Source organism: Streptomyces bungoensis, assembly GCF_001514215.1.
Lineage (GTDB): Bacteria > Actinomycetota > Actinomycetes > Streptomycetales > Streptomycetaceae > Streptomyces > Streptomyces bungoensis.
In genome coordinates this window covers 275,023-297,812 of sequence record NZ_KQ948854.1, presented here as the reverse complement: position 1 = coordinate 297,812, position 22,790 = coordinate 275,023, and the positions used below count along the sequence as shown (strand labels likewise).

Below are 22,790 nucleotides of genomic sequence, written 5' to 3'. Positions count from 1 at the left end.
GCACACACGGAAGCGGGCGGTGGGGACTCCCACCGCCCGCTTCCGTGTGCCGGACGTCCGTCAGGCGCAGTTGCGACCGCTGTTGACGCAGTTCGCGATCTTGTTCGCCAGACCACCGGTGGTGACGCTGATGAAGTCGTCGTGGTCGGTGGCCGCCTTGTGCAGCTGCTCCGGGAAGCCGTCCACGGCGTAGGCGTTCTTCACCTGGCCGTTCTGGATGGTCGGCGGGTTGATGTTGTACACCAGCCGCATCGTCAGCTGCGGGATCGCCTGGAAGCCGTTCGGGCAGACCCCGCTCGCCGGGTCGGCGAAGGCCACGTGGGTGCGGTGGTTGGCGCTGTCCACGTTCTTGCCGTCCCAGCAGCTCTGGAAGGCGAACGTGCGCACCACCTTGCTGCCCTGCGGGCAGATCGGGTACTGCTGGGTCAGCTGCACCCTGTTCTCGAAGCCGGTGCAGCTCCAGTGCGCGTTGGCGTTCGCCAGACCGTTGGTGGTGGTCTTGGCGTCACCGGTGATGATGCGCAGGAACTGCGGCATCGCGACGACCTTGCTCGCCGGGCTGCCGACGTACTTGATCTGCGCCTGGACGGGCGTCAGGATCTTGCCGACGTTGCCCTCCTTGCCGCCGCCGTCCTTGTTCTGGTCGAAGTCCTGTGAGCCGTCCTGGAGGCGGACGACCGGCCAGTAGTACGCCGACAGGTCATTGCGGTTCTGGCAGCTGGTGCCGCCCTGCAGGAACGTCTGGTTGCTGGAGAAGGCGTTGACCTTCTGGTTGCCGACGTAGTCGTGCAGGTGGTGCGCGCCGTTGGCCACGCCGGGCGCCACGATCACGTTGTCCGTGTTGTGGTTCTTGTTCGCGTTCACACCGCAGCGCGTGGTGAACGAGCCCGTCGAGGCGTTGCCGGTCTTGTTCGGCTTGGCCTGCACGTTCGGTGCGACCTTCGTGATGTCCACGAAGTCGGCCGCGACCGGGCCGTTGCCGGCCTGCCCTCCGATGTTCTGCCCCGCGTTGCCCTGCTGCTGGCCGCCGTTCTGCTGCTGGCCGCCGTTGTTCTGCTGCTGACCGCCCTGCTGCTGGCCGCCGTTCTGCTGCTGACCACCGCCGTTCCCCCCCGCGGTGGTCTGGCCGGCGGTCTGCGTCGTACAGGCGGCGAGCTGCGCCAGCGCGTTGTCGAACGATCCGCCCACCCGCTGGATGTCGATGCGGATGCGGTCGATCGTGGCGGCCCGCTTCTCCTTGAGAGGGCCGACGATCGCGTTCTGGACGAAGTTCGGGTCACCCGTCTGCGCCTGCCGGGTGGAGGCGAGCCGGGCGTAGGCCTCGGTGATCTGCTTGTCGAGGTTCGCCAGCTCGGTCGCCACGCCCTGACGGGCCGCGTTCGGCACGTTCGTCAGCTTCTGCTGGACATCGGGGCAGGAGATGGTCGCGACCTGGGCCGTGGCGGCCTTGGTCTGGTTGCCTCCCCACGACTGGTTGTTCGACTCGTGCGCCGAAGCGTAGAAGTTCGCCCAGATCAGCCCGCCCCCACCGAGCGCTAGGGCCGCCGATGCGGCTATGGCCTTGGTGGCCAGCGGCGTACGGCGTTTTCGTGTGTTGCGTCCCATGGAACTCCTCTGACTTCCTTGCGGGGCAGCATCGAGGCGCCCGACAGGAGTGAAGCGGCGTCCTTCCATACGGACGCCGCCCCAGAGGTGTTCAGCCGTCACACGAATTCATCGGCGAAAAGCTCTCGGCCGGAACGCCAAACACCGTGTGACCAGCGGAAGTTGGCCAAACCTCAACGATCGCGGTCCAGGTAGGCCAGCACCGCCAGGACGCGGCGATTGTCGTCGTCCGACACCTCCAGCCCCAGTTTGGTGAAGATGTTGGAGGTGTGTTTGGTGATGGCCCGTTCCGTCACCACCAGCTGCGCGGCGATCGCCGCGTTCGACCGGCCCTGCGCCATCAGCTCCAGCACCTCCCGCTCCCGCGGGGTGAGGCGGGCCAGCGGCCGGTCGGCGGCCGCCCGCCGCGCCAGCAGCTGCTGGATCACCTGCGGGTCCATCGCCGTACCGCCCGCGGCGACCCGCCGTACCGCGTCCACGAACTGGTCCGCGTCGAACACCCGGTCCTTGAGCAGGTAGCCCACCCCGCCGTTGCCGTCGGCCAGCAGCTCGCGCGCGTACAGCTGCTCCACGTGCTGGGAGAGCACCAGCACCGGCAGCCCCGGCCGCTCCCGCCGTGCCCGCAGCGCGCACTGCAGGCCCTCGTCGGTGTGCGTGGGCGGCAGCCGCACGTCGACGACGGCCACGTCCGGCTCCGCCTCCGCCAGCGCGCGGTCCAGTTCGGGGCCCGACTCGACGGCCGCCGCGATCTCGAAGCCGTACGCCTCCAGCAGCCGCACCAGCCCGTCGCGCAGCAGGAAGAGGTCTTCGGCTAGGACAACGCGCACGGGATCTCCATGGTGACCAGGGTGGGGCCGCCCGCGGGGCTGCTGACGGCCAGGACGCCGTCGAATGTACCCAGTCGCCGCTCGACCCCGGCCAGCCCCGAGCCCGCGCCGATCGCCGCGCCGCCCCTGCCGTTGTCGGTGACCGTGACGCGCAGCATGCCGTCGGTGTGGTGCAGGTCCACCCACACCCTGTCGGCGCCCGAGTGCTTGACGGCGTTGGTCAGCACCTCGCTGACCGCGAAGTAGGCCGCCGACTCCACGGGCGCGTCCGGCCGCCCGGGCAGTTCCACGCTCACCTCGGCGGCCAGCGGCAGCCTGAGCGCCAGCGCCCGTACCGCGTCGCCGAGTCCGCGCTCGGCCAGCACCGGCGGATGGATGCCCCGCACCAGGTCGCGCAGTTCCTCCAGCGCCTCGGTGGAGCTCCGGCGCGCCTGGGCCAGCAGCTTCCTGGCCTGCTGCGGGTCCTTGTCGAGCAGCATCTCGACGGTGCCGAGGTCCATGCCCATCGCGACCAGCCGGGCCTGCGCCCCGTCGTGCAGGTCGCGTTCGATGCGGCGCAGTTCGGCGGCCGAGGTGTCCACCGCGTCCCGCCGCGTCTCGGTCAGCACCCGCACGCGCTCGGTGAGTTCGCCGTGCGGGGTGTCCAGGACGGCCCGGGCGAGCCGGAAGTGCGCGCCGAGCAGGCGCGGGGTGTAGCGCCAGGCGACGGCGAGGAGCACGGCGCCGAGCGCGGCCGCGCCGAAGGCGGTCGCCTGCCCGGTGACCGGGACGAAGGCGTACCAGTAGGTGCCGCCGTCCGGCACGTACGACCGCCACAGCCCGGCCGGCAGCAGCAGCCCCTCCACCGGGTACAGCAGCGCCACGGCCGGCAGCAGCGCGGTGAGGAAGCCCGCCGTGATGTCCACCGGCAGCCAGCCCACGTCCCGCCAGGTCTGCCGGTCGCGCAGCATCCCGAAGGTGCGCGACCACGGATTGGCGTCCGCCGGGAGCGGCCGGTAGGCCGTGCGGATCCGTATCCCGCACCACTCGTCCGCGAGCCTGCGCCGGGTGTCCGCCAGGGCCCGCACGCCGGTCAGCACCCACGGGGTGGTGACGAGCCCGATCCCGAGCGGGACGAACGCGAGGGACAGCAGCGTCAGCACGAGGAACGCCACGCCGAACGGCAGCACCGCCACGGACAGCACCAGCCCCCGCACGCCGGCGAGGACCACCTCTCGTGCGTGCTCGCGGACGCCCCCGTGCCTGAAGTCAGTGTTCATGGCGTCAGTCTGGCCGAGGGCCGGGCGGCGGTCACGGGCCCGAACCCCCCGGTCAGGGGGTGGTGCCAGGTACACCTCCGGCCGCGCGCAGCACCTTCGCCTCGATCTCCGGGGCCAGCCCGAGGGCCGGCCGGTCGGGCCGCCGCGGTGCCGTGCCGCCGATCTCCGTCAGCCACCGCCAGGTGTCGGCGACGGTCTCGCCCACCGGGCGGCACGCGAGGCCGGTGGCCAGGGCTTTGGAGACGTCGCCGCAGTGCCCGGCGGTGTGCAGTTCGCTGTCCGGCGGCGTCCACACCGGCAGCTGGGTCCACGGCGCGACGCCGGCGTCCAGGATCACCTGCGGATCGGTCCAGCACAGCTCCGCGTCCGCTCCGGTCACCCGGACGCAGGCCTCCAGCAGTTCGCCCATGGTGGTGTGGCCGGGCGGGCTCACCAGGTCGTACGGCCCGCTCAGCCCCTGTTCCACGGCGCCGAGGAGCCATGCGGCGAGGTCGCGCGCGTCGACGTACTGCAGCGGCAGGCCGGGCGGCCCCGGCGCCAGGACCCGGCCGCCGCGGGCGACGCGGGCGAGCCACCAGGGGAGCCGGCCGACGTTCTCGTGCGGGCCGAGGATCAGCCCGGCCCGGACCAGCAGCGAGCCGTCCGTGCCGAACGCGTCGAGGGCGGCCAGTTCGCCGCCGCGCTTGTCCCGTTCGTAGTCGGTCGGCCCGGCGTCGGCGGCGGCGCCCTCGACCAGCGGCCCGTCCTCGGCGGGCCCGCCCAGGGAGGGCCACGGCCAGACGTACACCGACCGGCTGGAGACGTACGCGTACCGCCCGGCGCGGTCCCGCAGCAGCCGGGCCGCCGCCAGGACCGCGCGCGGCTCGGCCGACCAGGTGTCGACCACCGCGTCCCACTCGCCGCCGTCGCGGGCGAGGGCGGCGAGGCCGTCCGGGGCGGTGCGGTCGCCGTGCAGCACCCGCGCCCCCTCGGCAGCCCGGTGCCGTCCCCGGTGGAGGACGGTCACCTCCCAGCCGCGCTCCAGCGCGGCCTCCACGACGGCCCGTCCGACGAACTCCGTACCACCCAGCACCAGAAGTCTCATGCGGGGAGCGTGCCCGGACCGGGCGGCGGGAGGGAAGGGCTGTCTGCCGAGGGCAGACAGCCCGGGGCGGATCAGACCTGGCCGGCCTTCTCCAGGGCGGTGCAGCAGGTGTCCACCAGCAGGCGGGTCACCACGTACGGGTCGACGTTGGCGTTCGGACGCCGGTCCTCGATGTAGCCCTTGCCGTCCTTCTCGACCTGCCACGGGATGCGCACCGAGGCACCGCGGTCGGAGACGCCGTAGGAGTACCGGTCCCACGGGGCGGTCTCGTGCAGGCCGGTCAGGCGCTCGTCGATGCCGGCGCCGTAGTTCTTGACGTGGTCGAGCGGCTTGGAGCCCTCGCCGAGCGACTCGCACGCGGTGATGATCGCGTCGTAGCCCTCGCGCATCGCCTTGGTGGAGAAGTTGGTGTGCGCGCCCGCGCCGTTCCAGTCGCCCTTGACCGGCTTGGGGTCCAGGGTCGCGGAGACGCCGAAGTCCTCGGCGGTGCGGTACAGCAGCCAGCGGGCCACCCACAGCTGGTCGGAGACCTCCAGCGGGGCCAGCGGACCGACCTGGAACTCCCACTGGCCGGGCATGACCTCGGCGTTGATGCCGGAGATGCCGAGGCCGGCCTTCAGGCAGTTCTCCAGGTGGGCCTCGACGATCTCGCGGCCGAAGATCTCGTCGGCGCCGACACCGCAGTAGTAGCCGCCCTGCGGCGCCGGGAATCCGCCCTCGGGGAAGCCGAGCGGGCGGGAGCCGTCGAAGAACGTGTACTCCTGCTCGATGCCGAAGATCGGCTCCTGTGCGGCGAACGTCCCGGCGACCTCGGCCAGCGCGGCCCGCGTGTTGGACGGGTGCGGGGTCATGTCGGTGTCGAGGACCTCGCACAGCACGAGCACGTCGTCGCCGCCGCGGATCGGGTCCGGGCAGGTGAAGACCGGCTTGAGCACGCAGTCCGAGGAGTGCCCCTCGGCCTGGTTGGTGGAGGATCCGTCAAAGCCCCAGACCGGCAGCGCGTCGAGACCGGCGGGGGAACCCGTGATGATCTTCGTCTTGGAACGCAGCTTGGCCGTCGGCGTGGTGCCGTCGATCCAGATGTACTCAGCCTTGAAGGTCACGGGGCCACATCCTTCGGGGTGGGTCGGGCGCACTCGGTGCGGGTGCCGCGGCGCTACGGCACCGGGGCGCCGCGTCCAGTCGATCTGGCGCGCAGCCTGTCAACAGGCGGTTTCCCGGCCGTTGCCCGGGTGTGAACCCCGTGTTACCCGGCGGTCCTGTGCGGCGACTCACAGGGTGAGGAAGGGGGCGTGCGGTGTACGGCCCGCTCACGCGGTCCCGGTGGCCGCCTCCCGCACGCCCTCCAGGAAGCCCCGGATCGCGGCCGTCTCCCGCTCGTCGTACCCGCGCAGCAGCTCCACCGACCGCTCGATCAGCGGCCCGAAGAAGGCCCGGCCCAACTCGACCGCGCGCTCCTCCACCTCGATCACCACCCGGCGCCGGTCCCGCTCCCCGCGCACCCGCCGTACGTGCCCCGCCCGCTCCAGCCGGTCCACCAGCGCCGTCGTCCCCGCCGAGTTCAGCCCCAGCAGGGCGCCGAGCCGGCCGGCGGTCGTCTCCTCGCCCGCGCGCCGGGCGTCCATGAGCGCGATCAGCGCGCGCACGTCGGTCGGGTGCATGCCGTTGCGCTGCGCGAACCGGGCGCTGTGCAGGCCGAGTTCCACGGTGACGGCGCGCAGCAGATGGACGGTCTCCAGCCCCGGCGGCTCGGGCGGGGAAGGGGTCGGCATACGGAACCTCCCGGGGCTATCGTCTTGCTCGTCGAGTATCTTGCTCAGCGAGATGATAGGGGGTGTTTCGCATGCCGAGAGCGGGCGGGTACGACGCCGACGCCTTCCGGGTTGCGTACGACAGGGTGCTGGCGAAATGGCCCGCGGACCACGAGGCGCTCACGGTCGCCACGCCCTTCGGCGCGACCCGCGTCAACGCCTGCGGCCCGCGCGACGCACCGCCGCTGCTCCTGCTGCCGGGCGGGGGCGGAGCGACCTCCGTGTCCTGGTACGCCCAGGCGGCCGACCTCGCCCGCGTCCGCCGGGTGTACGCCGCCGACCTGCCCGGCGCCCCCGGCCTCGGCGCCCCGGCCGCCGACCGTCACCCCCGCACGGTCGCCGACCTGGCCGCCTGGCTGGACGGGCTGCTCGACGGTCTCGGCGCCCCCTCGGCCGACCTCGGCGGGCACTCCTACGGCGCCTGGATCGCGCTGCACTACGCGCTGCGGGCGCCCACCCGGGTACGCCGCCTGTGCCTCCTGGACCCGACCCAGTGCTTCGCCGGGTACAAGGCGGCGTACCTGCTGAGCGCCCTGCCGATGCTGCTGCGGCCCACACCCCGCCGGGTCCGCGCCTTCCTGCGGTGGGAGACCGGGATGGGGCCCCTCCCGCTGGAGCGAAGCCGCGAGCGGGGGAAACCCTCGACCCGGACTGGCTGCGCCTGCAGGAGGCCGCCGCCGGCTTCCCCGCCGCCAGGCCGGTGACCGGACCCCGCCCGGCGCCGGAGGCGCTGCGCGGCCTGGCGGCACCGGTCCTGCTGCTCGTGGCCGCGAACAGCAGGACCCATGACCCGGGCGAGGTCCTGGCGGCGGCCGGCCGGGTGCTGCCGCGTGGGGAGAGCGAGGTCCTGCCGGACGTCTCGCATCACGCGCTGCCGCACGCCGCCCCCGCCGGGCTCGGCCGCCGCCTCACCGGTTTCCTGACCGGCTGAACCGGCCGGTTCTCACCCCACCTTCTCGATCCGGGCGTGGCGGATGAGGAACTTGCCCGGTTCGCGGACCTGTTCGAAGGCCGCGTTGTTCAGCAGCACGCAACTGCCGGACACGGAGGTGACCTTCACCGTCGTGGACTTGTTGTTGTCCAGGTTGGTGACCTTCAGGGTCGTCCCCGCCGGGAACTGGTTGCTGGACGCGGCCGGGGCGCCGGCCTCGCCGGAGAGCGTGACGGTGGAGCCGTTGCAGACCTGCTGGCCGGAGGCCGCCCCGGTGCCCGCGCCGTTGCCGCCGGGGGCGGCGGTCTGCGCAGGCTGCGCGGACTGCGCCGGTTGCCCGGCCTGCTGACCGCCGTTGCCCTGCTGACCACCCTGCGCCGCCTGGGAGCCCTGAGCCGACTCCCCAACCGTGCAGCCGGCCGCCTTCTGCTGGACCTCGATCTGCTTGAGCACCGCCTCGCGGTTGGCGATCCGGGCCGCCGACTGCGCGTCCGGATGCGCCTTCTGGTCCGCGATGAACCGGTCGTTGTTGCCGTGGGCCGTGGCCAGCCCCTGGCAGACGGTCGAGTTCCCGGCGGACCCGGCGGAGAGGGTCCGGGCGTTCGCCGGCTGGGCGGCGTTCGAGGTCGACGCCAGGGCGAAGGCCCCGCCGCCCGCCACCGCCGCGGCACTGACGAGCAGCGCGACCTTCTTCTTGGCACTGAGTTTTCTCCTGCGCGACATGCGCGCCTCCTGAAGAGGTAGGGGAGCGTACGCCGCTATGTACGAGATACCGAACGAGGCTACTCAGCGGTTGACAGGAGTCAGTGAAGTTACCTGCGTCACAGGCCTGTTGGGGCCGTCAGCCCTTGCTCCGGGAGAGCGCCTCCTGCACGGCGTCCTCGGTGCGCGCCACCAGGGCCGTGCCGTCGTCGGCGGTGATGATCGGCCGCTGGATCAGCTTGGGGTGCTCGGCGAGCGCGGTGATCCACCGGTCCCGCGTGGACGCGTCCCGCGCCCACTCCTTCAGGCCCAGTTCCCGGGCGGCCTCCTCCTGGGTGCGCGTGATGTCCCACGGCTCGAGCCCGAGCCGCTCCAGTACGGCCCTGATCTCCTCCTCGCCGGGTACGTCCTCCAGGTAACGGCGGACGGTGTACTCGGCACCCTCGGCATCGAGGACGCTGATCGCGCTGCGGCACTTGGAGCAGGCCGGGTTGATCCAGATTTCCATGGGGCACACGCTACTCGGCACCGACTCTGTTCGAATTACTGCCGTCCCCTGGATCGCTCTGTGCTCAGGGGTGACATGACGGCAAAACAGCTGCTCCATCAGGGAATTGGCCTGCCTGTGCGCTCCGCTGAATGTCAGTGCCGGGCGGTAGAATTGACACAGTGTTCGAGGGAAGCCGCCGGAGTCCCGGAGGCCGCCCTGACCGCGACAGGAGGATGCCCGTGCCCGCTGCCGCCCTGACGGCCAAGCCGTTGCCCACCCAGTCCACCGCCCAGCGATCCGTCCTGCTCGACTCGCCCTACACCCCCGCGGTGAAGCGTCCGCTGCCGGCCGGGCGGCCGCGCGAGTGGTACGTCACCCACAACCGCCGTCTGAAGGCCATGCGCCTCGCCATCGCCCTGCTGGACTCGGGCGTCTACCTGCCGAACCAGGCCCACAACGAGGCGATCCGCAGCACGGCGGAGCGGATCGGCGTGCACCCGCCGTCGGACACGACGTGCCACATGGTCCGGGCGTTGATGCGCTACAGCCGCTGAGCACGGTGCCGGGTCGCCCCGCGGCGCCCGGCACCCGCCCTTACGCGGACAGGTCCCGCCCCAGCGGCGTCCGGAAGCGGGGGGTCACCCGGGTCGCCCCCAGCCACCCCCGCAACCGCGCCGCCTCGGCCGCCACCGCCGCCCCGGCCTCACGCCGTACGCCCCCGTCGGGTGTCCGCCGCACGATCTCCCCGTCCGCGCGCTGCGCCCAGCCGCCCACCACCCGGCCGTTCCACCGCACCGCCGGGCCCACGTTCCCGCTGCTGCCAGGCCGCGAAGGGCCCTCGCCCGGCGGTGAGGGCCCTTCGCCGTGTCCGGCGGCCCCGCGCACGCGGAAAACGGGGTGCACCCGCAGTGACCGCATCCCTACGCTGGATGCACGGCGCGTAGCCGAACCGTCCACTCCCGCCCCCCTCACCCCACGGAGGTCCGTCATGCGTGGCATCGTCGTCGCCGGGACCGTCGTCCTGGTGATCCTCGGCATCGGAAACCACACCTGGTGGCTCGCCGCCGGTGCGCTGTTGTACCTGTACCTGACCTACGGCCGGGGCTCGCCCGGCACACCGCCGCCCCCGGCCGGTGGCGGGGCACCGCCCGAGACCTACCGGGCGTACCGCGAGCGCCGGGACCGCCAGGCCAGGTGGGAGCGCCGGTACCGCCGGGAGCACCCCTTCGAGGCCCGGCGGCAGGAGCGCGAGAAGAGCAGGTGAGCGAAGGCGTCCCCGGTCACAGGCCGGGGGCGCCCCACACCGGGAACCAGCGGCCCAGGTCCTGCTCGATCCTGAGGTCGCTGCCGAGGACCGACTTCACCTGCAGCTCCAGTGCGCTGTCCCGGCGCTCACCGGCGCCGGGCAGCGGGGCGAAGGGATAGAACGAACCGCGCTTGTACAGGTACACGAGGGCCAGGCGCCGGTCCCGGTCGTCGGTGAACGCCGCCAGCGAGCACAGCAGCTGGGGGCCGAAGCCGTTGGCCTCCAGGGAGCTGTTGACCGCGTGCAGGTCGTTGACCAGCTCGGGCAACTGGCCGGGGGTGCGCCGGGAGACCAGCCACGAGTAGCCGTAGTCGTCCTGGCGGAGCTCCACCGGCGGGCCGGTGCGGTCGGCGTCCGCGTCGAGCAGCGCCTGGACCTCCCGGTGGGTCTGCTCGAACGCCGCGCCCTCGACCGTCGCGAAGCACACCTCCCCCACCCCGCTCGGCCGGAACCCGGCCGCCACCTCCAGGGTCAGGGCCGCCGAGGGCAGCGCGAACAGCTGGTCGAGATCGGGCGCGACGGGCTTCGTACGGCCGAGCAGGATGTCCAGCAGCCCCATGCTCAGCCCGCCTTCCCGGGCGTCGCCGCCTCGCCCAGCTCCGCCGAGATCCGGCCGAGCTGCGTGAGCCGCTGCTCCAGGGACGGGTGGGTGGAGAAGAACCGCTCGATACCCGGCTCCTTGCCGGTCGCCGGGGTGAAGTAGAAGGCGTTGAAGGCCTGGGCCGTGCGCAGGTCCTTGGTCGGGATCCGGGCGATGTCCCCGGAGACCTTGGTGAGCGCGGAGGCCAACGCCGAGGGCCGGCCGGTGAGGAGCGCGGCCGCCCGGTCGGCCGCCAGCTCCCGGTACCGGGACAGCGCCCGGATCAGCAGGAAGCTGATCGCGTACACGGCCGCGGAGACCCCCATCACGGCGGCGAAGACGGCCGCGGTGTTCTGGTCCCGGCGACCGCCGAAGACCTGGGAGTAGAAGGCGAACCGCACGATCAGGCCCGCGATCACGCCGAGGAACGACGCGATCGTGATCACGGCGACGTCCTTGTGCGCCACGTGCGACAGCTCGTGCGCGAGCACGCCCTCCAGCTCGGCCGGCTCCAGCCGCCGCAGCAGCCCCGTGGTCACGCAGACCACGGCGTGGTCGGCGTTGCGCCCGGTCGCGAACGCGTTCGGCATGTCCATGTTGGACACGGCGACCACCGGCTTGGGCATGTCGGCGAGTCCGCACAGCCGGTCGACCACCGCGTGCAGCTCGGGATACTCCTCGCGCTCCACGACCCGCCCGTGCATGGCGAACATCGCGATCCGGTCGGAGAACCAGAACTGGGCCACGAACATCGCCCCGACCAGCACGACGACCAGCAGCCAGGACTTGAGCAGCACGATCAACGCGGCCACGAAGCCGACGTACAGCAGCCCGAGCAGGAACATCGTGACCGTCATTCGCACGGTCAGCCGCCGGTCGCTCCGGAAGCGGCTCTGCATCTTGCATCACCCCGCAGTCAGGCACTCGTCCCGCTGTCCAGTGTGCACCTGCCGGACCCCATCGTGAGGCCGCCCGTACCCCTAGGAGCAGCAAAGCCTTCCCCCGGATCCGGGCACCGCCTAGTAGGGCGAGCGCATCTGCGCGTACCCGAGCAGGACTATCACCGCGGCCACACAGCCGAGGACCACGGCCGTCGACACCCAGGAGGAGCGGCGGGGCGTCGCCGGGTCGGGGTCGGCACGGAACGGGGCCGGGTCCGGGGGGTTCTCCCGCCAGCGGGCGGCGAGCATCCGGGCCCGCGCGGAGGGCTCCTTGTGCTCGGCCGAGTTCGCCCACCGGTGATCGAACTCGCGCTGCCAGTCGTCCTGTTCAGTCATCCCCGTGCAACCTCTCTCGTGGGGCAGGGCCAGGAGGATGATCCCCCGAGAATAGGAAGCCTGGGAAGCGCGAAAGGTTGCCCCGGATGCCGCCCGGACGGCGGACGGCTAGCATTTGAAGGTGAGAGCCGCACCGAGGGGTGCCCTGAAGTCCGCCCCTGCATCTCATGACTCGTGCGGCACAGCCTACGACCGCGCCTGACTCGTCACTCCGAGTGCCGCGGGCCATCCGTCTCGTGCCAGGGAAAGCCGCACGAGGGTGGAAGGAAGGTGGATCCATGAAAGCACGGAGCGCGAGGCGACTCGCCACTCTGTCCGCCATCGGCGTGCTGATGGCCGGTGGGGCCGCGATCGGTACCGCGGGTACCGCGTCGGCAGCGACCCCGACCCAGCTCTCCACCCACGGCGGGTGCTACTACAACGACTGGTGGGGCAACTGCTTCGACCGAGGCGACTTCTTCCACCGCAACTACTTCAACAACACCCCCGTCGTCGTGGTCGTCGTCCCCTGACGACGGCCGGCGACGGAACACGGCCGAGGGCCGCCCCGCGGAGCGATCCGGGGGGCGGCCCTCAGCGTGGTGCGGGTCCGATCACACGTCGAAGTAGAGCTCGAACTCGTGCGGGTGCGGACGCAGCTGCAGCGGCGCGATCTCGTTCGTGCGCTTGTAGTCGATCCACGTCTCGATCAGGTCCGGCGTGAAGACGTCGCCCTGGAGGAGGAACTCGTGGTCGGCCTCGAGGCGGTCGAGGACGGCGCCGAGGGAGGTCGGGACCTGGGCCACGTTCGCGTGCTCCTCGGGAGCCAGCTCGTAGAGGTCCTTGTCGATCGGCTCGGCCGGCTCGATCTTGTTCTTGATGCCGTCCAGGCCCGCCAGCAGCAGGGCCGAGAAGGCCAGGTACGGGTTGCCGGAGGAGTCGGGCGCGCGGAACTCGACGCGCTTGGCCTTCGGGTTGGAGCCGGTGATCGGGATGCGCATGGCCGCCGAGCGGTTGCGCTGCGAGTACACCAGGTTGATCGGCGCCTCGAAGCCCGGGACCAGGCGGTGGTACGAGTTCACCGTCGGGTTGGTGAAGGCCAGCAGCGACGGGGCGTGCTTGAGGATGCCGCCGATGTAGTAGCGGGCGGTGTCCGACAGGCCCGCGTAACCGGCCTCGTCGTAGAACAGCGGGTCGCCGTTGCTCCACAGCGACTGGTGCACGTGCATGCCCGAGCCGTTGTCGCCGAAGATCGGCTTCGGCATGAAGGTCGCCGTCTTGCCGTTCTTCCAGGCCACGTTCTTCACGATGTACTTGAAGAGCTGGAGGTCGTCCGCGGCGGCGAGCAGCGTGTTGAACTTGTAGTTGATCTCGGCCTGGCCGGCGGTGCCCACCTCGTGGTGCTGGCGCTCGACCTTCAGGCCGGACCGCTCCAGCTCCAGGGAGATCTCGGCGCGCAGGTCGGCGAAGTGGTCGACCGGCGGGACCGGGAAGTAGCCGCCCTTGTAGCGGACCTTGTAACCGCGGTTGTCCTCCAGCGCACCGGTGTTCCAGGCGCCGGCCTCGGAGTCGATGTGGTAGAAGGACTCGTTCGCGCTGGTGGCGAAGCGCACGGAGTCGAAGACGTAGAACTCCGCCTCCGGGCCGAAGTACGCCGTGTCGGCGATGCCCGTGGAGGCGAGGTAGGCCTCGGCCTTCTTCGCCACGTTCCGCGGGTCACGGGAGTACTGCTCGCCCGTGATCGGGTCGTGGATGAAGAAGTTGATGTTGAGCGTCTTGTCCCGGCGGAACGGGTCGATGCGCGCGGTGGACAGGTCGGGACGCAGGGCCATGTCCGACTCGTGGATGGCCTGGAAACCGCGGATCGACGACCCGTCGAAGGCCTGCTCGTCGTCGGGGTCGAACGCCTCGGCGGGCAACGTGAAGTGCTGCATGACGCCCGGCAGGTCGCAGAACCGGACGTCGACGAACTTGACGTCCTCGTCCGCGATGAACTTCTTGGCCTCGTCGGCGTTCTGGAACATCCAGCTCCTCCTACTCCCGACCGTGCCGCCGGGGTGGTAGATCGTTCGTGCGGCCAGTGCGGTGGCACACGCTGCCCTCGACCCTAGGGACGGGTGATTTCTCGGGCGTGACCCGATTGTTTCGCAGGTGTTAACCAGCCACGGTTCCACGGTAGCCCCGCGCACCCCTGGGCGCCCCGCCCGAATCCGGGCGCAGTACCGTGGACGCGTGGACAACAGGCAAGCAATGGGATCGTGGCTGTCCGGGCCGCGCGCGGCCATGGAGGAATCCGGTGCCGACTTCGGATACCGGGGCGAGCAGCTCGGTCTGCCCGAGGACGGGCCGAACTCGATCGCCCGGCCCGGCAGGCGGCTCGGGGCACTGGCCGTGGACTGGGGACTGTGCGTGCTGATCGCATACGGCCTGATCACCGACGGCTACAGCCCCGCCACCAGCAACTGGGCCCTGCTCGTCTTCTTCGTGATGAGCGCCCTGACGGTCGGCACGGTCGGCTTCACCCCGGGCAAGCGCCTGTTCGGCCTGCGGGTCGTGGCGCTGGAGACCGGCACCGTCAGCCCGCTGCGCTCCCTGCTGCGCACGCTGCTGCTGTGCCTGGCGATCCCCGCGCTGATCTGGGACCGGGACGGCCGCGGGCTGCACGACCGCTTCGCCCGGACCGTGGAAGTGCGCATCTAGTACGCGACGAGAGGGGGCGCCCGGAATGATCCGGGCGCCCCCTCTCGATGTGCGCGGGAGGTGCGCGACGCGCGGCGGGGTCAGCGGCCCCGGCCACCCTTCGGCAGCTTCATGCCCTTCGGCATGGGCCCCTTGGGCAGCGGCATGTTGGTCATCAGGTCGCCCAGGGCGCGCAGCCGGTCGTTGGTCGCGGTGACCTGCGGGCCGGTCAGCACCCGCGGGAACTTCAGCAGGGTCGTGCGCAGCTTCTTCAGCTCGACCTGGCCCTCGCCGTTGCCGACGATCACGTCGTGCACCGGCACGTCCGCCACGATGCGGTTCATCTTCTTCTTCTCGGCGGCCAGCAGGCTCTTCACCCGGTTCGGGTTGCCCTCGGCGACCAGCACGATGCCGGCCTTGCCGACCGCCCGGTGCACCACGTCCTGGCTGCGGTTCATCGCCACCGCCGGCGTCGTCGTCCAGCCCCGGCCGATGTTGTCCAGCACGGCCGCTGCGGCTCCCGGCTGGCCCTCCATCTGGCCGAAGGCGGCCCGCTCGGCCCGGCGGCCGAACACGATCGCCGTCGCGAGGAGGCCCAGGAACAGGCCCAGGATGCCCAGATAGACCGGGTGGCCGATCGCAAAGCCGATCGCGAGGAAGACAACGAGGATGCCGATGCCGACGGCCGCGAGTACAAGACCGATCTTCGTGTCGGCCTTGCGGGTCATCTTGTACGTGAGGGCGATCTGTTTCAGTCGCCCTGCGTTCGCGGCGTCCGCCGCGGTTTCCTTCCTCGCCATGCCACGAAGTCTACGTGGCCCCGGGAGCGGCGACGACGGCAGTGCCCGGCGGGAGGGTCCGGGGCTCAGGGGCGGGTGGCGGCCTGCTCGAGGACGCGCAGCGCCTCGACGCGGTCCTTGGCGCGGCGGCGGTCCTCCAGGACGGAGTTCCAGGCGTTGCGGCGGGCGGTGCGCTGGCCGCCGCTCATCAGCACGGACTCGACGGCGCGGAGCGCGTCGGCGAAGGACGGGATGGCGGTGGCGCGCACGGGTGCGGCTTGCATGATCGAGGTCCCCCCTCGGATCGGTTGCACGGGGTGTGATACCAGAGTCACTGTTCGGTGTTACCAGGGCGTGACCGACCGGTCAAACGCCCATGAAGCCTTGATGTGGCGTCCGGACACGCCGACGCGGCCCCGGCTCACGTCCTCATCAGCGAGGACGGGCGGGACCGCGTCGACTCGGCCATTACCGGCCGGTAAGTGCTTGTGCGTGAATTCACACGGCCTGGGCGGCCACGTAGGAGCCGCGCTTCTCCACGGCCATCTGGTAGAGGCGCCCGGCCCGGTACGAGGAGCGCACCAGCGGGCCCGACATCACACCGGAGAAGCCGATCTGCTCGGCCTCCTCCTTCAGCTCCACGAACTCCTGCGGCTTCACCCAGCGCTCCACGGGGTGGTGGCGCACCGAGGGGCGCAGGTACTGGGTGATGGTGACCAGCTCGCAGCCCGCGTCGTGCAGCTGCCTCAGCGCCTCGCTCACCTCGTCGCGGGTCTCGCCCATGCCGAGGATCAGGTTCGACTTGGTGACCAGGCCGAAGTCGCGGGCCTCGGTGATGACCTTCAGGGAGCGCTCGTAGCGGAAGCCGGGGCGGATCCGCTTGAAGATCCGGGGGACCGTCTCGACGTTGTGCGCGAAGACCTCGGGGCGGGCGGAGAAGACCTCGGCGAGCTGCTCGGGCACCGCGTTGAAGTCGGGGGCCAGCAGCTCCACCTTCGTCCGGCCGCCCTCGCGGCCGGCCGTCTGGGCGTGGATCTGGCGCACGGTCTCGGCGTACAGCCAGGCGCCGCCGTCCTCGAGGTCGTCGCGGGCGACACCGGTGATGGTGGCGTAGTTGAGGTCCATGGTGACCACGGACTCGCCGACGCGGCGGGGCTCGTCGCGGTCGAGCGCCTCGGGCTTGCCGGTGTCGATCTGGCAGAAGTCGCAGCGCCGGGTGCACTGGTCGCCGCCGATGAGGAAGGTCGCCTCGCGGTCCTCCCAGCACTCGTAGATGTTCGGGCAGCCGGCTTCCTGGCAGACCGTGTGCAGGCCCTCGCTCTTCACGAGGCTCTGCATCTTCGTGTACTCGGGGCCCATTTTCGCCCGGGTCTTGATCCACTCGGGCTTGCGCTCGATGGGGGTCTGGCTGTTGCGGACCTCCAGGCGCAGCATCTTGCGTCCGTCGGGTGAGACTGCGGACACGACCGGCTCCCTGTGACTTCGATTCTTCGGCGTACACCAGGGTACGCCCGTGCTGACTGCGCCCTGCCGGGGAGATCAACCTCGTGGTCACAGGGCACATTCCCCGAGGGGCGGGCGGGTCAGGCGCTCGCCCGCTCGATCACCCGCGGCTTCAGGTCCGCGTTCGCCAGGACGTCCTTCAGGTGCCTCTCGGCGACCGGCAGGACCTCCTCGATGGTGACGTCCCGGCCCAGTTCGGCCGCGAGGGAGGCGACCCCCGCGTCCCGGATCCCGCACGGGATGATCCGGTCGAACCACTTGTTGTCCGGGTTCACGTTGAGCGCGAAGCCGTGCATGGTGACGCCCTTGGCGACGCGGATGCCGATCGCGGCGATCTTGCGGTCCTCGCGGCGCTGGCCGGCGTTGGAGGGGGCGTACTCGGGGCCGTTGAGGCGGGGGTCGAACTCCTCGTCGTGCAGCCGCGGGTCGAAGTCCAGGGAGAGCCCGCCGAGCGACGGTCGCTGCTCGACCGGGTCGCCGAGCACCCACACGCCGCTGCGGCCCTCGACCCGGGTCGTCTCCAGGCCGAACTCCGCGCAGGTGCGGATCAGGGCCTCCTCCAGGCGCCGTACGTGCGCGACCACGTCCACCGGGCGCGGGAGCTTCTGGATCGGGTAGCCCACCAGCTGGCCGGGGCCGTGCCAGGTGATCTTCCCGCCGCGGTCGACGTCGATGACCGGGGTGCCGTCCAGCGGGCGCTCGCTGTCCTCGGTGCGCCGGCCCGCCGTGTACACCGGCGGGTGCTCCAGGAGCAGCACGGTGTCGGGGATCTCGTCGGCGAACCGGGCCGCGTGCACGCGGCGCTGCTCGTCCCACGCCTCCTGGTAGTCGACGGCATCCGCGCCGAATCCCATGCGGACGAACCGCAACTCACTCACGGCAAGCGCCTCCCTCAGCGAACCGGTGTGTCAGGCCTGAAACGCGCCCACGCCACTGTACGTCCGACCGGACCACGTCAGCCCTGCGGGCAATCCTCACACGATCGGATGAATGTACGGGGATAGGAGCGACCAGCTGCTCACTCTCCGCTACATTCGCGCCGTTCGTGAGGCCAAAAGGGCAGCTCACAGGCAGTACCGGCACTTCGCAAGCCCGTAAGGCAGGAGAACGTACCGCAGATGACGGACCGACCCGCGCAGCGCACCCCCAACCGCCAACTCGCCGCGCTCATCGCAGAAGCGGGGTTCTCCAACGCGGGTCTGGCCCGTCGCGTCGACCAGCTCGGCCTGGAACACGGGCTGGACCTCAGATACGACAAGACGTCGGTCACCCGCTGGCTGCGCGGGCAGCAGCCCCGGGGCACCACGCCCGCCCTGATCGCCGAGGTGTTCACGCGCCGGCTCGGGCGCCGGCTGACCGCGCAGGACCTCGGCCTGGAGGCCTGTGCGCCGGTGTACGCCGGACTGGAGTTCGCCGCCACCCCCGAGGAGGCCGTCGACATCGTCAGCGGGCTGTGGCGCAAGGACTCCGGCAGCCACGCCGAGCTGCGCAAGATCGCCTTCACCCCGGCGGGGCTCGTCGTGCCCAGCCGGGACTGGCTGATCGGCAAGGCCGACGACCGGGTGGCCCGCGAGCGCCCGCCGAGGGTGCCCGCGCAGGCCCGGGCCGCCGCCCCGAGGGAGCGGCTGGAGGCCGTCCCCGCGCCGCCGTCACGCCCCCGCGGGCCCGCCGACCGCGCCCCCGGGCACCGGGTCACCGGCGGCGACATCGCCGCCCTGCGCTCGGTCGGCGAGCTGTTCCGCACCCTGGACGACCAGTACGGCGGCGGCCACGCGCGCCAGGCCCTGGTGCGCTACCTGGAGCACGAGTGCGAGCCGCTGCTGCGCGGCACCTACGACGAGCAGACCGGCCGCCGCCTGTTCGCCGCGGCGGCCGACCTCACCCGGCTCGCGGGCTGGACGTCGTACGACATCGCCGCGCACGGGCTCGCCCAGCGCTACTTCGTGCAGGCGCTGCGCCTGGCCCAGGCGGCCGCGGACCGGGCCTACGGCTCGTTCGTGCTGGTCACCATGAGCCGCCAGGCCGTCTACCTCGGGCACGGCCGGGAGGCGGTGCAGCTGGCCCGCGTCGCCCAGCAGGGGGTGGGCAGCGGGGCACCGCCGGTGGTGCAGGCGCTGCTGCACGCCGCCGAGGCCCGCGCGCACGGGGTGCTCGGCGAGGTGCGGGCGTGCACGGGCGCGCTGGTGCGGGCCGAGCGCGCCCTGGAGGCGGCCCGGCCCGGCGACGAGGTGCCGCACTGGGCGCGGTTCTTCGACGAGGCCCAGCTCGCCGACGAGTTCGGGCACTGCCACCGCGACCTCCAGCAGTTCCGCGCGGCCGCGCAGCACGCCGAGCGCTCCCTGCAGCTGCGCGCCCCCGCCCACGCCCGCAGCCGCCTCTTCTGCCGGGTCGTCCTCGCCACCGCCCGGCTCGGCCTCGGCGAACTCGACCAGGCCTGCCTGCTGGCCGCGGAGGCCGCCGGCCAGGCCGCCGAGATGCGGTCCGTCCGCGCGGTCGAGTACGTCAGGGACTTCGAGCGGCGCCTGGAGCCGTACAAGGACGCGGCACCGGTGCGGGGCTACCGCGAGAAGGTCGCCGCGCTGAGCTGAGGGAGGGGCCGGGGCCGGGGCCGGGCGGTCCGACCGCGACCGCCCGGCCCCGTCACGCGGCCTTCGGCAGGTTCGGCGCCGGATCGGCCCGGTGCAGGGAACCGGCCGCGCCCAGGTCGGTCAGGATGGCCGACGCGGCCCGGTGGGCCGAGTGCAGGGCGCCCTGGACGGTACTGGTGTCGCGGTGGTCGCCGCAGACGTACAGACCGGCCAGGATGCGCACCGGGCGGCGCAGGTCGTGCGGGGCGCGCATGACCGGGACGGCCTCGGGCGTGTGGTGCACCGCGAGGGTCTCCCAGCGGCGCGTCGAGGTCCCGTAGAGCCGGGCGAGATGGATCCGTACGGCGGTGTCGACGCCGTCGGGCGGGGTGCCCAGCACCGTCGAGGAGATCAGCAGCCGCCCGGCCGGCGCCCGGCTCGGATCGACGTTGCTGACCACCGCGGTGTGCGCGACCGGGCCCCCGCGGTCCGCGTCCAGCAGCAGCGACGTGCCCGTCGCGAAGGCCGCCGCCGGCTCGTCCGTCGTGTGGTGGACGACGGTCACCGGATGGAAGTCCGGCACCCTGAGCCCCGGCAGCAGCTCGGCCGCCGCCCGCGCGTCGGTCGCCACCAGCACCGCACGGCAGCGGATCACCCCGTGCTCCGCCGTGGTCACCGAGGTCGTGGACACGGAGGTGGCCCGCACCCCGGTGCGCACGGTGCCGGCCGGCAGCGCGCCGGCCAGCAGCTCCGGCAGCACCTCCGCGCCCCCCTCCGGCACGCACAGCCGCCCGCTCGCGAAGGAGTGCAGCGCCAGGTCGGCGCACCGGCTGGACGTGGACAGCTCCGGGTCGCACAGCAACGCGGCCAGCAGCGGGCGCAGGAAGCCGTCGATCGTCCGGGCCGGCACCCCGCGGGCCGCGAGGGCCCGGGCGGCGGGCAGCTCGGGCCTGGACAGCAGGCGCTCGACCGGCGTGGCGGCGATCCGGCCCAGCGCGGTGCCGAGCCGGGCCTGGTCGACCGCGCCGCCCACCGGCGCACCGGCCCGGCCGGGCGACGACGCCGGGCTCCTGGGAGCGCTCGCGAGGGCGCGCACCACATGCAGTGCGCCCCTTGCGCTCCCTCCGGCCGCCGGCGCGCCGGCCCGGTGCATACGGCCGTCGCGGTGCAGCAGCACGCCCGGCGCGAACCGGCGCAGGGTGAGTGAGCCGAGCCCCGGGGCGAGCCGGAGTTCGGGATACGACGTGGACAGCAGCTGTCCGATGCGGTCGAGCCGGAAGCCGTCGACCTTCTCGGTCGACATGCGGCCGCCCGGGTACGGGGCGGCCTCCAGGACTGCGGTGGTCATTCCTGCGCTGGTGAGCCGATGAGCCGCCGAGAGTCCGGCGATCCCGGCTCCCACGATGACGACGTCCACCTGGTACGCGGGCTCAAGCACGAGGGCCCTCCTGTGGTTGCGCGGCCGGTGGAGACGTCATGCCCCCAACAGGCTCCGGGGATACCCGAGTTCGGCTCGAGGTTAGGGCCGTGATCGGTCAGGAACAGTCGCGCATCGACAGAGCACGGTCGCATAGAGGTCGCATTCGGTCACAGGCGTTCTCCGGTCCCCCAGGCGCGCCACACCGGCACGGCGGCGGTACGGCGGACCGGGTACCACCCGATCCGCCGGACTCACCGATCCGCCGGACCCGTCGAACCCGCCGGACCCGTCGAACCCGGCGGACCCGTCGAACCCGGCGGACTCTTCGGACCCGGCGGACTCTTCGGACCCACTCGGTGCAGCGGACCCACTGGGCTCACTGAACCCACTCGGCTCGCCGGACCCGCCCGGCTCGCCGGACCCGCCCGACTCGCCGGGCCGGCCCCGCTCAGACCGCGGCGCGGATCGCGTCCTCGATGCCCGGGAACGCGAACGTGAAGCCGGACTCCAGCAGCCGCCTCGGTACCACCCGCTGGCTGCCCAGCACGTCCCCGGACAGCTCGCCGAGCGCCGCCCGCAGCACCGGCGCCGGCACGGGGAGCAGCGCCGGCCGGTGCAGCACCCGCCCCATCGCCTCCGTGACCTCGCGGTTCGTCACCGGGTGCGGCGCGGTCAGGTTGAACGGCCCGGACAGGGTGTCGTCGTCGATCAGGTGCCGGATCGCGGCGACCTCGTCGTGCAGCGCGATGTACGACCAGTACTGCCGCCCGTCGCCCAGGCGTCCCCCGAGCCCCGCCTTGAAGAGCGGGAACAGCCGTCCCCACGCGCCGCCGCCCTGGGCGACGACCAGCCCCGTGCGCAGGAACACCGTCCGCACGCCCGCCTCCTCGACGGGGGCCGCGGACTCCTCCCACTCCACGCACAGCCCGGGCAGGAAGCCGTCCCCGGGCGGGGCGTCCTCGTCCACGGCCCGGTCGCCGGTGTCGCCGTAGATGCCGATCGCGCTGCCGTTCAGGAACACCCGCGGCGGCGTGTCCAGGGCGGCCACCGCCTCCGCCAGCGCCGAGGTGCCCAGCACCCGGCTGTCCCGCAGCAGCCGCTTGTACTCCGGCGTCCAGCGCCGGTCCCCGATGCCCGCGCCCGCGAGGTTCACCACCGCGTCGCAGCCGGCCAGCCCGGCCGCGTCCACCTGCTGCCGCTCCGGGTCCCAGCGGACCTCCGTGGCGTCCCGGGGCGCACGGCGGACCAGGCGCACCACCTCGTGCCCGTCGGCGGTCAGGGACCGCACCAGGGCGCTGCCGATGAGACCGGACGCACCGGTCACCGCGATTCGCGATCGTTCCATGCGCTTCATCCTTCCCCGAGAAGGCCCGAGCCTGCCCGGCACATCCCGCCGTCCGCGCGAAGGGGGCCGGGCGCGGGGGAGGGGAGGGGGCGCGGGACCGGCCGGGCCGGCCTCTAGGGTGGCCGTCATGCCGGAACCGCACATACGCACGGCCGTACCCGCCGACGAGGAGGAGCTGGCCCTCCTGGACCGGTCCGCCTGGTCCGTCCTGCACTCGGTCCAGCCCGCACCGCGGCCGCCGTACCCGCCCTTCTTCGACGAGCGCCACCAGCCGGGGGACTACCTCGTCGCCGAACTCGACGGGCGCCTGGCCGGCTACCTCCGCCTGGTCCTGCCGACAACGCTGGCCTGCAACGCCCACGTCCGGCAGATCCAGGGCCTGGTCGTCTCCGACGCCGCCCGCGGCCGGGGCCTGGGCCGCCTGCTCGTCCGGGCCGCCGTGGAGCACGCCCGCCGGAGCGGGGCGCGCCGCATCACCCTGCGCGTGCTCGGGCACAACGCCCCCGCCCGCGCCCTCTACGCGTCCGAGGGGTTCGAGGTCGAGGGCGTGCTCCCGGAGGAGTTCCTGCTCGACGGCAGGTACGTCGACGACGTGCTCATGGGGCGCTCCCTCTGAGCGTCCGGGCCCGTCCGGGGCCCGGACGGG

The 22,790-nt window shown here is 72.5% G+C and carries 24 protein-coding genes and 2 pseudogenes; 7 read left to right on the top strand and 19 right to left on the bottom strand.

Going from position 1 to position 22,790, the window contains the following annotated elements; all coding sequences use genetic code 11:
* Window positions 1-60: 60 nt before the first annotated feature.
* From AQJ66_RS11585 to AQJ66_RS11560, 6 genes are all read right to left on the bottom strand, one after another.
* Window positions 61-1,605, bottom strand: a complete 1,545-nt coding sequence (locus AQJ66_RS11585; protein ID WP_061919885.1) for a DUF1996 domain-containing protein — start codon at window positions 1,603-1,605, stop codon at window positions 61-63.
* A gap of 173 nt (window positions 1,606-1,778) precedes the next feature.
* The gene (locus AQJ66_RS11580; protein WP_061919884.1) at window positions 1,779-2,432 is read right to left on the bottom strand and encodes a LuxR C-terminal-related transcriptional regulator; all 654 of its coding nucleotides are present in this window, start codon (window positions 2,430-2,432) and stop codon (window positions 1,779-1,781) included.
* Window positions 2,417-3,691 carry a sensor histidine kinase gene (locus AQJ66_RS11575; protein WP_061919883.1) on the bottom strand — a complete coding sequence of 425 codons (1,275 nt, stop codon included), beginning with the start codon at window positions 3,689-3,691 and terminating at the stop codon, window positions 2,417-2,419. The genes AQJ66_RS11580 and AQJ66_RS11575 overlap by 16 nt, the downstream gene beginning before the upstream one ends.
* A 52-nt stretch (window positions 3,692-3,743) precedes the next feature.
* Window positions 3,744-4,775 carry an NAD-dependent epimerase/dehydratase family protein gene (locus AQJ66_RS11570; RefSeq protein WP_208611345.1) on the bottom strand — a complete coding sequence of 344 codons (1,032 nt, stop codon included), beginning with the start codon at window positions 4,773-4,775 and terminating at the stop codon, window positions 3,744-3,746.
* Window positions 4,776-4,846: 71 nt separating this feature from the next.
* Window positions 4,847-5,878 (bottom strand): glutamine synthetase, encoded by a 1,032-nt coding sequence (glnII, locus tag AQJ66_RS11565; protein WP_061919881.1) that lies wholly within the window; start codon window positions 5,876-5,878, stop codon window positions 4,847-4,849.
* A gap of 207 nt (window positions 5,879-6,085) precedes the next feature.
* Window positions 6,086-6,547 (bottom strand): MarR family transcriptional regulator, encoded by a 462-nt coding sequence (locus AQJ66_RS11560; RefSeq protein ID WP_061919880.1) that lies wholly within the window; start codon window positions 6,545-6,547, stop codon window positions 6,086-6,088.
* A gap of 71 nt (window positions 6,548-6,618) precedes the next feature.
* On the opposite strand from AQJ66_RS11560, the pseudogene AQJ66_RS11555 reads away from it, so the two are divergent.
* Window positions 6,619-7,517, top strand: a pseudogene (locus AQJ66_RS11555) (alpha/beta fold hydrolase).
* Between the two features lie 12 nt (window positions 7,518-7,529).
* On the opposite strand, the gene AQJ66_RS11550 reads toward AQJ66_RS11555, so the two are convergent.
* Together AQJ66_RS11550 and AQJ66_RS11545 are read right to left on the bottom strand one after the other, a co-directional pair.
* A complete protein-coding gene (locus AQJ66_RS11550; protein WP_061919879.1) occupies window positions 7,530-8,240 on the bottom strand; it encodes an RlpA-like double-psi beta-barrel domain-containing protein in 711 nt (236 codons plus the stop codon).
* Between the two features lie 118 nt (window positions 8,241-8,358).
* A complete protein-coding gene (locus AQJ66_RS11545; protein WP_061919878.1) occupies window positions 8,359-8,727 on the bottom strand; it encodes an ArsC/Spx/MgsR family protein in 369 nt (122 codons plus the stop codon).
* A 221-nt stretch (window positions 8,728-8,948) separates the two neighbouring features.
* Here AQJ66_RS11545 and AQJ66_RS11540 point away from each other — a divergent pair, with 221 nt between their 5' ends.
* The gene (locus AQJ66_RS11540) at window positions 8,949-9,263 is read left to right on the top strand and encodes a hypothetical protein (protein WP_061920204.1); all 315 of its coding nucleotides are present in this window, start codon (window positions 8,949-8,951) and stop codon (window positions 9,261-9,263) included.
* 40 nt (window positions 9,264-9,303) lie between these two features.
* Here the strand turns inward: AQJ66_RS11540 and AQJ66_RS11535 are convergent.
* Window positions 9,304-9,525 (bottom strand): annotated as a pseudogene (locus AQJ66_RS11535) (DNA glycosylase AlkZ-like family protein); the annotation flags it as partial.
* 172 nt (window positions 9,526-9,697) lie between these two features.
* Here AQJ66_RS11535 and AQJ66_RS11530 point away from each other — a divergent pair.
* Window positions 9,698-9,973 (top strand): hypothetical protein, encoded by a 276-nt coding sequence (locus AQJ66_RS11530; RefSeq protein ID WP_061919876.1) that lies wholly within the window; start codon window positions 9,698-9,700, stop codon window positions 9,971-9,973.
* Window positions 9,974-9,989: 16 nt separating this feature from the next.
* Here AQJ66_RS11530 and pspAB read toward each other — a convergent pair whose 3' ends face one another.
* The 3 genes from pspAB to AQJ66_RS11515 form a co-directional block, all read right to left on the bottom strand.
* The gene (gene pspAB, locus AQJ66_RS11525) at window positions 9,990-10,574 is read right to left on the bottom strand and encodes a PspA-associated protein PspAB (protein ID WP_061919875.1); all 585 of its coding nucleotides are present in this window, start codon (window positions 10,572-10,574) and stop codon (window positions 9,990-9,992) included.
* A 2-nt stretch (window positions 10,575-10,576) separates the two neighbouring features.
* The gene (gene htpX, locus AQJ66_RS11520; protein ID WP_061919874.1) at window positions 10,577-11,494 is read right to left on the bottom strand and encodes a zinc metalloprotease HtpX; all 918 of its coding nucleotides are present in this window, start codon (window positions 11,492-11,494) and stop codon (window positions 10,577-10,579) included.
* Between the two features lie 120 nt (window positions 11,495-11,614).
* Complete coding sequence (locus AQJ66_RS11515; RefSeq protein WP_061919873.1) at window positions 11,615-11,872, bottom strand: SCO2583/SCO2584 N-terminal domain-containing protein; 258 nt, start codon at window positions 11,870-11,872, stop codon at window positions 11,615-11,617.
* 278 nt (window positions 11,873-12,150) lie between these two features.
* Between AQJ66_RS11515 and AQJ66_RS11510 the strand changes: the two genes are divergently transcribed.
* Window positions 12,151-12,384 (top strand): hypothetical protein, encoded by a 234-nt coding sequence (locus tag AQJ66_RS11510; protein WP_061919872.1) that lies wholly within the window; start codon window positions 12,151-12,153, stop codon window positions 12,382-12,384.
* An 81-nt stretch (window positions 12,385-12,465) separates the two neighbouring features.
* On the opposite strand, the gene glnA is transcribed toward AQJ66_RS11510, so the two are convergent.
* Entirely contained in the window at window positions 12,466-13,875 is a 1,410-nt protein-coding gene (gene glnA, locus AQJ66_RS11505; protein WP_061919871.1) for a type I glutamate--ammonia ligase, read from the bottom strand.
* A gap of 208 nt (window positions 13,876-14,083) precedes the next feature.
* Between glnA and AQJ66_RS11500 the strand changes: the two genes are divergently transcribed.
* Window positions 14,084-14,551, top strand: a complete 468-nt coding sequence (locus AQJ66_RS11500; protein ID WP_061919870.1) for an RDD family protein — start codon at window positions 14,084-14,086, stop codon at window positions 14,549-14,551.
* Between the two features lie 80 nt (window positions 14,552-14,631).
* Here the strand turns inward: AQJ66_RS11500 and AQJ66_RS11495 are convergent, their stop codons facing one another.
* The 4 genes from AQJ66_RS11495 to lipB form a co-directional block, all read right to left on the bottom strand.
* Window positions 14,632-15,330, bottom strand: coding sequence for a DUF4191 domain-containing protein (locus AQJ66_RS11495; RefSeq protein WP_061919869.1), 699 nt, complete (start codon window positions 15,328-15,330; stop codon window positions 14,632-14,634).
* 65 nt (window positions 15,331-15,395) lie between these two features.
* Complete coding sequence (locus AQJ66_RS11490; RefSeq protein ID WP_061919868.1) at window positions 15,396-15,593, bottom strand: SCO2195 family GlnR-regulated protein; 198 nt, start codon at window positions 15,591-15,593, stop codon at window positions 15,396-15,398.
* A gap of 214 nt (window positions 15,594-15,807) precedes the next feature.
* Window positions 15,808-16,773, bottom strand: coding sequence for a lipoyl synthase (gene lipA / locus AQJ66_RS11485; protein WP_061919867.1), 966 nt, complete (start codon window positions 16,771-16,773; stop codon window positions 15,808-15,810).
* Between the two features lie 119 nt (window positions 16,774-16,892).
* A complete protein-coding gene (lipB, locus tag AQJ66_RS11480) occupies window positions 16,893-17,690 on the bottom strand; it encodes a lipoyl(octanoyl) transferase LipB (protein WP_061919866.1) in 798 nt (265 codons plus the stop codon).
* A gap of 240 nt (window positions 17,691-17,930) precedes the next feature.
* On the opposite strand from lipB, the gene AQJ66_RS11475 reads away from it, so the two are divergent.
* A complete protein-coding gene (locus AQJ66_RS11475) occupies window positions 17,931-19,400 on the top strand; it encodes an NsdA family TPR-like regulatory protein (RefSeq protein ID WP_061919865.1) in 1,470 nt (489 codons plus the stop codon).
* A gap of 52 nt (window positions 19,401-19,452) precedes the next feature.
* Here AQJ66_RS11475 and AQJ66_RS11470 read toward each other — a convergent pair whose 3' ends face one another.
* Both AQJ66_RS11470 and AQJ66_RS11465 read right to left on the bottom strand, forming a co-directional pair.
* Entirely contained in the window at window positions 19,453-20,817 is a 1,365-nt protein-coding gene (locus AQJ66_RS11470; RefSeq protein WP_061919864.1) for an NAD(P)/FAD-dependent oxidoreductase, read from the bottom strand.
* 430 nt (window positions 20,818-21,247) lie between these two features.
* A complete protein-coding gene (locus AQJ66_RS11465) occupies window positions 21,248-22,144 on the bottom strand; it encodes a TIGR01777 family oxidoreductase (RefSeq protein ID WP_061919863.1) in 897 nt (298 codons plus the stop codon).
* Between the two features lie 127 nt (window positions 22,145-22,271).
* Here AQJ66_RS11465 and AQJ66_RS11460 point away from each other — a divergent pair, with 127 nt between their 5' ends.
* Window positions 22,272-22,760 (top strand): GNAT family N-acetyltransferase, encoded by a 489-nt coding sequence (locus AQJ66_RS11460; protein ID WP_061920202.1) that lies wholly within the window; start codon window positions 22,272-22,274, stop codon window positions 22,758-22,760.
* Window positions 22,761-22,790 lie beyond the last annotated feature (30 nt).

Coding starts and splice junctions, on each gene's coding strand:
- AQJ66_RS11585 (WP_061919885.1), bottom strand. CDS start 1,605: ATGGGACGCAACACACGAAAACGCCGTACGCCGCTGGCCACCAAGGCC.
- AQJ66_RS11575 (WP_061919883.1), bottom strand. CDS start 3,691: ATGAACACTGACTTCAGGCACGGGGGCGTCCGCGAGCACGCACGAGAG.
- AQJ66_RS11570 (WP_208611345.1), bottom strand. CDS start 4,775: ATGAGACTTCTGGTGCTGGGTGGTACGGAGTTCGTCGGACGGGCCGTC.
- AQJ66_RS11560 (WP_061919880.1), bottom strand. CDS start 6,547: ATGCCGACCCCTTCCCCGCCCGAGCCGCCGGGGCTGGAGACCGTCCAT.
- AQJ66_RS11550 (WP_061919879.1), bottom strand. CDS start 8,240: ATGTCGCGCAGGAGAAAACTCAGTGCCAAGAAGAAGGTCGCGCTGCTC.
- AQJ66_RS11545 (WP_061919878.1), bottom strand. CDS start 8,727: ATGGAAATCTGGATCAACCCGGCCTGCTCCAAGTGCCGCAGCGCGATC.
- AQJ66_RS11530 (WP_061919876.1), top strand. CDS start 9,698: ATGCGTGGCATCGTCGTCGCCGGGACCGTCGTCCTGGTGATCCTCGGC.
- pspAB (WP_061919875.1), bottom strand. CDS start 10,574: ATGGGGCTGCTGGACATCCTGCTCGGCCGTACGAAGCCCGTCGCGCCC.
- htpX (WP_061919874.1), bottom strand. CDS start 11,494: ATGCAGAGCCGCTTCCGGAGCGACCGGCGGCTGACCGTGCGAATGACG.
- AQJ66_RS11515 (WP_061919873.1), bottom strand. CDS start 11,872: ATGACTGAACAGGACGACTGGCAGCGCGAGTTCGATCACCGGTGGGCG.
- AQJ66_RS11510 (WP_061919872.1), top strand. CDS start 12,151: ATGAAAGCACGGAGCGCGAGGCGACTCGCCACTCTGTCCGCCATCGGC.
- glnA (WP_061919871.1), bottom strand. CDS start 13,875: ATGTTCCAGAACGCCGACGAGGCCAAGAAGTTCATCGCGGACGAGGAC.
- AQJ66_RS11495 (WP_061919869.1), bottom strand. CDS start 15,330: ATGGCGAGGAAGGAAACCGCGGCGGACGCCGCGAACGCAGGGCGACTG.
- AQJ66_RS11490 (WP_061919868.1), bottom strand. CDS start 15,593: ATGCAAGCCGCACCCGTGCGCGCCACCGCCATCCCGTCCTTCGCCGAC.
- AQJ66_RS11475 (WP_061919865.1), top strand. CDS start 17,931: ATGACGGACCGACCCGCGCAGCGCACCCCCAACCGCCAACTCGCCGCG.
- AQJ66_RS11465 (WP_061919863.1), bottom strand. CDS start 22,144: ATGGAACGATCGCGAATCGCGGTGACCGGTGCGTCCGGTCTCATCGGC.
- AQJ66_RS11460 (WP_061920202.1), top strand. CDS start 22,272: ATGCCGGAACCGCACATACGCACGGCCGTACCCGCCGACGAGGAGGAG.